This window comes from Hymenobacter terricola (assembly GCF_017921975.2).
GTDB lineage: Bacteria > Bacteroidota > Bacteroidia > Cytophagales > Hymenobacteraceae > Hymenobacter > Hymenobacter terricola.
Map to the genome: position 1 here is coordinate 232476 of NZ_JAGEMO020000016.1, position 8542 is coordinate 241017.

Here is an 8542-nt window from a genome sequence, read left to right on the forward strand (position 1 = left end):
CCCAGCTATGAAAATCCTTACTTTCCGTACCTGCCTGTTTGGTCTCTTCTTGCTTACCAGTTCCTGGGCTCAGGGGCAAGGGCCTACCATTGACCCGACGTTTTATCCCGGCCAAGTGTACCAGCCCGGCGCGGTCACCCAGGCTCTGCGCCAACCCGACGGCCAAACGCTCCTGCTGGGGCCGTTTGTACGGGTTGCGGGGCAGCCCAGCAGCCAAGTGGCCCGTCTCGCGGCCGGCGGTACCCAGGTCGACCCGCTGTTCCAAACCAACGTGGCGAGCCTGCAAGGCGCGGTTGACCGACTGGTGCTGCTGCCCAATGGAAAGATTCTGCTGCTGGACGACATCTACTATGGCAGTCCGTCTTATGCCGGCCCCATCACAGTCGGCGGCGTTAGCCGGCAAGCCCTGTTGCAACTCAACGCCGACGGCACCCCGGACGCCTCGTTCGATGCAAACCTGTCGGTATCGGCCACGCTGCGCCAGGCGGTGCCGCAACCCGATGGAAAAATTCTGCTGCTCGGAACCTCTCTGACAAGCCCCATCCAGGGCGCTGCTCCGTTGGTACGCCTCAACCCGGACGGCAGTCTGGATGCCAGCTTTCAAGCCGCGGCCTTCGCGTTGGCGAACGGCAATTCCACCTACCCCCGCTTTGGGACTTTGCAGCCCGACGGCAAGCTGCTCGTGGCCGGGCCATTCGCCACGGTGGGTGGGCAAACGCGGCAAGGCATTGCCCGCCTGCTCCCTACGGGGGCGCTGGACCCCACGTTTCAGGCCGCCCTGCCCTCTACCGTGGAAGGCACGACTCTGTCCCTTCAATCCGATGGCAAGGTTGTGCTGGCTTGCGTCAATGCCGGGCCGCAATGGCCCGACCTGCGCCGCCTGCAGCCGGATGGCAGCGCGGATGCGGGCTTTCAGCTCAGTAGCCCCTACGGCCTGGGGTTTTCGGATAATACCTTCCTGCCGCCCGTCGTCCAGCCCGATGGCCGGGTGGTGGTCGCGACGCGGGCCTCACTGTATGCAAGCTCGCCCGTGGGCCGGGTGGTGCGGTTCTTGGCCAGCGGGGCGCTGGACTCAGGCTTTGATAACATGCAGGCGGCCACGGGCAAGCCCAATAGCGGCCTGGCCGGGTCGTACCCGGGCTCATTGCAGTTATTGGCCAATGGCCAGCTACTGGTTGCCACGGGCCACCGGCCTGCCGAATTGTTCCGCTATGCCCCGTATGCCACCAGCCTGCCGGTGGGCCTTGCCCTGCTCAATTCCGACGGCAGCCGCGACGGCGGCTTCAGTCCGGTGGTGCAGGACTACGGCTTGGTGAATGACCTGGTGTTGCAATCGGACGGCAAGTTGGTAGTGGGAGGTTCCTTCTCGGAAGTCTCCGGCACGGCCGTGCGCAACGTGGCCCGGCTTCAGGCCAACGGCTTGGTGGATGCCTCCTTTTCGGCCGCGACCGACGACGTAGTGGCCACTTTGGGGCTGCAGGGTGATGGAAAGCTGCTGTTGGGCGGTTCGTTCGGCTTTGTTAATGGCGTAGCCCGCTCTGCTCTTGGGCGCGTGCTGGCTACCGGTGCGACCGATGCTGCTTTTGCGCCACCCATTACGGGCAGCAATCCCCGGGTACAGCGTGTGGCCCTGCAAGCAAACGGCGCCATTTTGGCGGCCGGAGGCTACACAGTGCAACGAGGGGCGACGGCTGTGGCCCGCGTGCTGGCCCAATTTGATGCCGCGACGGGCCAGGAGGACGCAACGTTTCAGCCTACCGTGCCGACGTACGGCTTTCAAATTCAAGGGCTGTTGCCCCAACCGAATGGGACGGTGCTGGTGGTCGGAGAGCTGCCGGTTACCAGTTCCCGCTCAGCCCCGGTCTGGCGACTACTGCCCACGGGAGCGCTGGACCCCGCCTTTTCCTTGCCCAGCGTCCTGGCCGGCGATTTAGGCCTGGCCGTGGCGCAGGACGGGGCCGGCCGGCTCTACGTCACCGGTAGCTTTGACAATCTGGGAGCCCCGGGCAATCACGCCATGGGCCGGCTGCTGGCCAACGGCCAGCCCGACCCGACGTTCCAAGTGACGTTGCCCGGACTCGTGCCGCTGGCCAACACCATTGTGGTCCAGCCCAATGGGCGGGTGCTGCTGGGCGGTGCTTTGTCGTCCACCACCGGCAGCAACCCGCACCCGGAGGGCACGTTGCGCCTACTGCCCTCCGGGGCCGTGGATACCGGCTTCAACCCGGCCGTGGGCCCCGTAGGAGCGGGGGAGCGCAACGGGTACGTGAGCCGCCTACTCGTGCAACCCGACGGGGCCATCCTCGCGGCAGGCTCGTTTCCGCAAGTGGGCAGTTTGCCCCTCAACGGCCTGGTCCGCTTCACCGATACCCATGTGCTTGGGGTTTCTGCTGGCCAAGCCGCTCTTCGTACCCTGGTGTGGCCGGTCCCCGCTCACGACGTCGTACATGTAGCCTTTGACGACGCTGGTCGCCCACAGCAGGTAGAGTTGTGGGATGCGTTAGGCCGGCGCGTACGCGTACAAGCCGTCCATCAGTCCGAAACGAACCTCAACATCCACGGCCTGCCAACAGGCGTGTATTGGCTACGGATATACGATGCCCTGAGCAGCCCGGCCGCTAGACGCATCGTGGTGGAGTAAAGAATTTTTTGTTCTACCTGTGGGGTGACAGCCCCTGTCCGGTACGTGGAATAATTACGGCCAAAACTGGCGTTGACTTTGTTGTGCTGCCTCCTGGCAGCAACCTCGGCCAAATCCTCACCTGCTCTGGCCAAAACCGACCCTTGGAGGCCCGGTTTCGGTTCTCTGAGGGCCAAAACCGACCCTCGGAGGTCCGGTTTCGGTTCTCCAAGGTCCGAAACCGACCCTCGGAGGTCCGGTTTCGACGCAAAAAGGCCCGGTTTCGACCTTCCAAGAGTCGAAACCGGGCCTTTTAGGGCCGAAACCGGGGCTTGCTGACGGCTAACCGGCCTTGGGGGGCCGGCCACCGCCGTTGCTGGGAAACTGCTGGCTCAGGTCGTCGTAGGCGGCTTGGGCACCGGGCTGCTTGTTTTTGGCCAGAAACTTAATGTTGTTGTAGAGGATGAGGGCGGCGGCGTAGGCATCGGAGCCGGCCAGCATCATGGTCGATTCCGCATCAAGGGCCAGCCCGTCGAGCAGTTTCTGCACGGGGGAGAGGCCGGCGAGGGCGGCCGAGTCGCTGGCAAACTCTTCCAGGTCGAGGAAGGCGGGCACGAAGCTGGGGTTGTTGCTGGCGTAGCCGAAGGCCTTCTGCACGAAGTCCACGGTTTTGGCGCCCATTTTGAGCATCGCCGACCGCTCCTCGGGCGTGAGGGCCAGGAGGTAGGGGCGCAGCTCGGCGGCTCCCTGCTGGAAGTAGCCCAACGCTTTTTTCAGCGTCGCGTCGGGGATGGCGGTAGAAAACAGGTTCTGCATAAAAAAAAGAAAAGGAGGGTTTGGCGCCGGCAACGTTTCCGGCGACGCCACAAGGTAAGGCGCCTGTTTTTAGCAAACTAGCTACCGTAGCGCGGCGCAGCGGGCCGCTAAATCCGTAGTCTTTGCGCTTGCGGCCCCGCTTGCCGGAATCTAGCTACCGTAGCGCGGCGCAGCGGGCCGCTAAATCGGGCGGGATGCTACATTTGGCCCGTTCCCGCCCGTTTGCTGGCCCATCCCCTATGTCCTGTTGCTTTCTTTCACGTCTGGGCCGGCTATTGCTGGCGGTGCTGCTGCCGGCGCTGCCCCTTGCCGCCCAGCCCCCGCCCCCGGCCGGCCCCCAGGGCCGTTTTCAGAAGCAAACCGTCCTCATCGGCGAGCCGCTGGACTACGAGCTGCGCTACGCCCACGCGCCGGACCTGGAAGTGGTGTTTCCGGACTCGCTGGCCCGCTTCGCGCCGTTTGAGTACACCGGCAAAACGTTTTTTCCCACCCGCACCCGCCGGGGCGTCAGCCTCGACCGGGCCATTTACCACCTCCGCACTTTCCGGCTCGATTCGGTGCAAACGCTGGCCCTGCCCGTGGCGGTGCTGCGCGGGGCCGATACCCTGAGCGTGCTGCCGCCGCCCAGCCGGGTGCGCTTGATGCGCACGGCCCCCCGGCCCCCGGCCCCCGCCCGGGAATTGCCGGCCCTGCGCCAAAACCTGGCCCTGCTGCCCGTGGATGCCTTGTTCAACTACCCCTACTGGCTGGCCGGGATAGCGGCGGGGCTGCTGCTGCTGGCCGGCAGCGCGGCCTTGTTCCGGCGGCGCCTCTCGCGGCGCTACCAGGCCTACAAGCTCCGCAAAAACCACGGCTATTTCCTGGCCCAGTTTGCCCGGCACATGGAGCGGTTCGAGCTGTCGCGCTCGGCCACCAACGTGGAGCGCGCCGTGGCCCTCTGGAAAAACTACCTCGCCGGCCTCGAAAACAGCGGGCTCAACTCCTTCACGACCCGCGAAATCGTGGCGTATTTTGAAAACGACTCCGATGTGCGCAATGCCCTCAGCGCCACCGATAAGGTGATTTACGGCAACCTGCAAACCGAGGACGCCAAGGAGGTCGACCGCGCCTTCCAGCGCCTGCGCGGCTTTGCCGAGCGCCGCTACGCCTCCGTGGCGCAGTAGCGCGGACTTTGCAGTCCGCGCAGGGGGCGTGCACCCGCGGACTACAAAGTCCGCGCTACTTTCGCGGTTGCTTGACCGACTTTTTCAACCTTCTGCGCTACACCACGCTGGCCGGCTACCACTGGCAGCAGCCGCACCTGCTGCTGCTCATTGGGGCGGTGCCGCTGCTGTTTGGGCTGCGCCGGGTGCTGGCCCGGCGGCGGGCGCGGGTGGGCGTGGCCTTTGGGCCCGGCCCCGTGCGGCGCGACTGGATGGCCGCCCTGCGTTTCCTGCCCGATGTGGTGCTGGGCCTGAGCATCAGCTTCGCGCTGGTGGCGCTGGCCCGGCCCCAGCGCACCGACGAGCGGGTGGAACAATCCGGCCGGGGCATCGACCTGGTGCTGGCCCTCGATGTGTCGGGCTCGATGGAAATCCAGGACCTGCGCCCCAACCGCCTCGAAGCCGCCAAGCGCATCGCCGCCGATTTTCTTAAAACCCGGCTGGGCGACCGGCTGGCCCTGGTGGCTTTTGCCGGCGAGGCCTACTCGCTGGCCCCCCTCACCACCGATTACGACCTGCTGCGCGAAGACCTCGCCGGCCTGCGCGTGGGCCTGATTAAGGAGGACGGCACGGCCATTGGCACGGCGCTGGGCGTGGCCACCAACCGCCTGCGGGCGTCCACGGCGCGCTCGCGGGTGTGCATTCTGCTCTCCGACGGCGAGAACAACGCCGGCAGCCTCGACCCGCTGCTGGCCGCCCAGCTGGCCCATGCGTTCGGCATCCGCATCTACACCATCGGGCTGGGCAAGGACGGCTTCGTGCCCTACGGCCAGGACTCGCTGGGCCGCACCCGCTACGTGCAAACCCGCCTCGACGAAACCACCATGCGCCAGCTCGCCGCCGCCGCCGATGGCCGCTTCTTCCGGGCCACCGACACGGCCGGCCTGCGCGAAGTCTTCGCCCAAATCAACCGCCTCGAAAAGTCGGAAATCAAGCAGCTGCGCTTCCGCAACACCACCGATTTTTACCGGCCCTACCTGTGGGCTGGCATCGGGCTGTGGCTGCTGTGGCTGCTGCTGAAAAGCACGTTCCTGAGCAACCCGCTGGAAGATTAATTGATGTGCTGATTGTTTGATGTGGCGATGTGCTTATGAAACCAGGTATTTGGCGGGGTGCGAAAGCTTGTTGCCAACATCAAAATCTCAGACTCTTTAAGCGCATCAGCACATCAAAAAATCAACACATCAATAAATGTCCATCGCCGATAACATCCACCGCATCAACGCCGAGCTGGCCGGCACCGCCGCCCGGCTGTGCGTCGTCACCAAAACCCACCCCGTCGAATTGCTGGAAGAAGCCTACGCCGCCGGCGCCCGCTGCTTTGGCGAAAACCGGCCCCAGGAAATGGCCGCCAAGCAGCCCCAGCTGCCCGCCGATGTGGAATGGCACCTCATCGGCCAGCTCCAAACCAACAAGGTGAAGCTGCTGGCGCCCTTCGTGCACACCATCCAGAGCATCGACAGCCTGAAGCTGCTGAAGGAAATTGACAAGCACGCCGCCGCTAATAACCGCGTTATCAACGGCCTGCTGCAATTCCACATCGCGCAGGAGGAAACCAAATCCGGCCTCTCGCTGCCCGAAGCCGAGGAAATACTGGCCTCGGAGGACTATCGCCAACTGCGCAGCGTGCGCCTCACCGGCGTGATGGGCGTGGCCACTTTCACGGATAACGAAGCCCGGCTGCGGCAGGAGTTTCAGCAGCTGCGCGGCTATTTCGAACACCTGAAAACTGCGTATTTTGCCACTGAGCCCGGTTTTTGCGATATTTCAATGGGCATGAGCGGCGACTACCGGCTGGCCGTGGCCGAGGGCAGCACGCTGGTGCGGGTGGGCAGCGCCATTTTTGGCAGTCGCGGGTAGGAGGGCGGTTCGGCAGCGGCGGCCTGCGCACCGCGAAACCCCCGCGGTTTAACCCCTCGAAACCCGGCGTGAAATGCGACCCAACACAACGCCATAATGCTCCTCCAAGTGCGGCACTGGAAATTCTCCTATCTTCCGTCCTCCTTCTGCTGCAATTCCCCCCATGCCCACCGCCACCTCGTCTCCGCTGCCACCGCCGGCCATTCAGGCCAACCAGCACATCTACGACGACTATTTCCGCGAGGAATTTACCCAGACCCTGGACGAAAATATTCTGCAAATGCTCGACCGGGTGTGGTTTCGTTCCGAGCTGGTGGGCTTCGAGGACTTCCCCCAGCGCAACAACCCTGACCGGCCCCTGATTTTTGCCTCCAACCACTCCGGCATGGCCTTCCCCTGGGACGCCATGGTGGCCTTGTCGCACCTGTGGCGCCACCTCATAAAAACCAATACGCTGCACGACCTGCCGCGCCCGCTCTCAGCCCCGCTGCTCTCCCAAACGGCCCTGATGAACCCGTATCTGGTCAAGGAATTCTGGAAGAAATGCGGCTGCGTGGACGCCACGACGCTGAATTTTGAGACCATGATGTACTACCAGGACCACAACCTGATGCTGTACCCCGAGGGGGTGCCCGGCATCGGCAAAGGGTTCAACCGCAAGTACGAATTGCAGCGCCTGGCCACCAGCATGGTGCGCTTGGCCTTGCAGCACGGCACCGACATCGTGCCGTTTTACACCATCAACGCCGAATACCTCAATCCCTACGCCTACAGCTGGGACTGGATAAATAACCTGACCAAGAAAATCGGCATCCCGTTTTTACCCCTCACGCTGCTGCTTTTATTGGTCCTGATTCAGCCCTGGGCCTTTTACCTGGCTTTTCCAGCCAAGCTCACCTTCGTGATGGGCACCCGCATCCGGCCCTCCGACCTTACCGACAAAACCACCGACGAGCTGACCCGCGAAGACTACTTGGCCCTGTCCGAACAAATTCGCCAGCGAATGCAGACCGAAATGGATGCCGCCGTGCTCGCCCACGGCCAAAAGCCCTACCGCTGGGGCGAGCTCTGGCAGCGCATCAAGGAAAACCGGCGCTACTTTCCCTTCTTCCTGCCCTTCGCCTGGCCCGCCATGTTCGCCGAGTTCGAGCGCCTCTACGTGAAAGAAGGCCGCCGCAATTTTCGGATGCAGCTTGACCGCCCCGGCGCCTGGCTGCGTATGCTGTGGCGTAACCCCATCACCCTGGCGTATTTCATTCCCTTGCTCGGCTGGATTCCGCTGGCCATCAAGGGGTACAAAGGCAATAAGCTGGGGCAGAAACCGTGATTTCTGCTGAAAAGCAATAGGCAAAAGAACGTCATGCTGAGCGCAGCCGAAGCATCTCTACCGCTTCGTTGAATCGATTGGATTACTGCTGCGGTAGAGATGCTTCGGCTGCGCTCAGCATGACGTTCTTTCCCGCTTCTCGTTTCCCGCTTCTCGTTTCCCGCTTCTCGTTTCCCAAATCCCACCCAATGCCCTCGTTTCAACACCTGCTGCTCAAGCAGTTCCTCACGGCTGCGGCAGCCCCATTGGCCCGTCGCAGGCCCAGCGTGGGCGCCATGCGCCTGGCCATGGAGGCCGGCGCCCTGTTCCAGTTCATGCCCTGGCGCGTGAACCTGGAAAGCCTTAAACTCGATAACCGCCTCGAAGCCGAGTGGCTGCGGCCCCGCGCGGCGCACCCCACGCGGATGATGCTGTACCTGCACGGCGGCGGCTACGTGCTGGGCTCCCTCAACACCCACCGCAGTCTGGTGGGCAGCCTGGCCCAGCGTTGTGGTCTCAACGTGCTCACCATCAACTACCGTAAAGCCCCCGACCACCCATTTCCGGCCGCGCTCGACGATGCCCGGCGGGCCTACCGCTGGCTGCTGCGCCACGGCTACCAGCCGCACAACATTGTGGTGGGCGGCGATTCGGCCGGGGGAGGGCTGGCCCTGGCGCTGCTGCTGGCCCTGCGCGATGCCGGCGAGCCCGTGCCCGCCGCCGGCATCGGCCTCTCGC

7 protein-coding genes are annotated in these 8542 nt (G+C 64.0%); 6 read left to right on the forward strand and 1 reads right to left on the reverse strand.

The annotated features are described in order from the left end of the window. Window positions 1–7: 7 nt before the first annotated feature. Complete coding sequence (locus J4G38_RS14055) at window positions 8–2641, forward strand: T9SS type A sorting domain-containing protein (protein ID WP_210517174.1); 2634 nt, start codon at window positions 8–10, stop codon at window positions 2639–2641. Between the two features lie 321 nt (window positions 2642–2962). On the opposite strand, the gene J4G38_RS14060 is transcribed toward J4G38_RS14055, so the two are convergent. Further along, complete coding sequence (locus tag J4G38_RS14060) at window positions 2963–3436, reverse strand: hypothetical protein (RefSeq protein WP_210517172.1); 474 nt, start codon at window positions 3434–3436, stop codon at window positions 2963–2965. 239 nt (window positions 3437–3675) lie between these two features. Between J4G38_RS14060 and J4G38_RS14065 the strand changes: the two genes are divergently transcribed. The 5 genes from J4G38_RS14065 to J4G38_RS14085 form a co-directional block, all read left to right on the forward strand. Further along, complete coding sequence (locus tag J4G38_RS14065) at window positions 3676–4599, forward strand: hypothetical protein (RefSeq protein WP_210517170.1); 924 nt, start codon at window positions 3676–3678, stop codon at window positions 4597–4599. 71 nt (window positions 4600–4670) lie between these two features. Continuing rightward, window positions 4671–5693 (forward strand): vWA domain-containing protein, encoded by a 1023-nt coding sequence (locus tag J4G38_RS14070; protein WP_210517168.1) that lies wholly within the window; start codon window positions 4671–4673, stop codon window positions 5691–5693. A 136-nt stretch (window positions 5694–5829) separates the two neighbouring features. Continuing rightward, the gene (locus J4G38_RS14075) at window positions 5830–6498 is read left to right on the forward strand and encodes a YggS family pyridoxal phosphate-dependent enzyme (RefSeq protein ID WP_210517165.1); all 669 of its coding nucleotides are present in this window, start codon (window positions 5830–5832) and stop codon (window positions 6496–6498) included. Between the two features lie 163 nt (window positions 6499–6661). Next, window positions 6662–7825 carry a lysophospholipid acyltransferase family protein gene (locus tag J4G38_RS14080; RefSeq protein WP_210517163.1) on the forward strand — a complete coding sequence of 388 codons (1164 nt, stop codon included), beginning with the start codon at window positions 6662–6664 and terminating at the stop codon, window positions 7823–7825. Between the two features lie 188 nt (window positions 7826–8013). Further along, a partial coding sequence (locus J4G38_RS14085; RefSeq protein ID WP_226163405.1) for an alpha/beta hydrolase occupies window positions 8014–8542 on the forward strand: 529 nt, incomplete at its 3' end.

Excerpts from the sequence above, each read along its gene's own strand:
- J4G38_RS14075 (WP_210517165.1), top strand. The coding sequence starts at position 5,830 with ATGTCCATCGCCGATAACATCCACCGCATCAACGCCGAGCTGGCCGGC.
- J4G38_RS14065 (WP_210517170.1), top strand. The coding sequence starts at position 3,676 with ATGTCCTGTTGCTTTCTTTCACGTCTGGGCCGGCTATTGCTGGCGGTG.
- J4G38_RS14055 (WP_210517174.1), top strand. The coding sequence starts at position 8 with ATGAAAATCCTTACTTTCCGTACCTGCCTGTTTGGTCTCTTCTTGCTT.
- J4G38_RS14080 (WP_210517163.1), top strand. The coding sequence starts at position 6,662 with ATGCCCACCGCCACCTCGTCTCCGCTGCCACCGCCGGCCATTCAGGCC.
- J4G38_RS14060 (WP_210517172.1), bottom strand. The coding sequence starts at position 3,436 with ATGCAGAACCTGTTTTCTACCGCCATCCCCGACGCGACGCTGAAAAAA.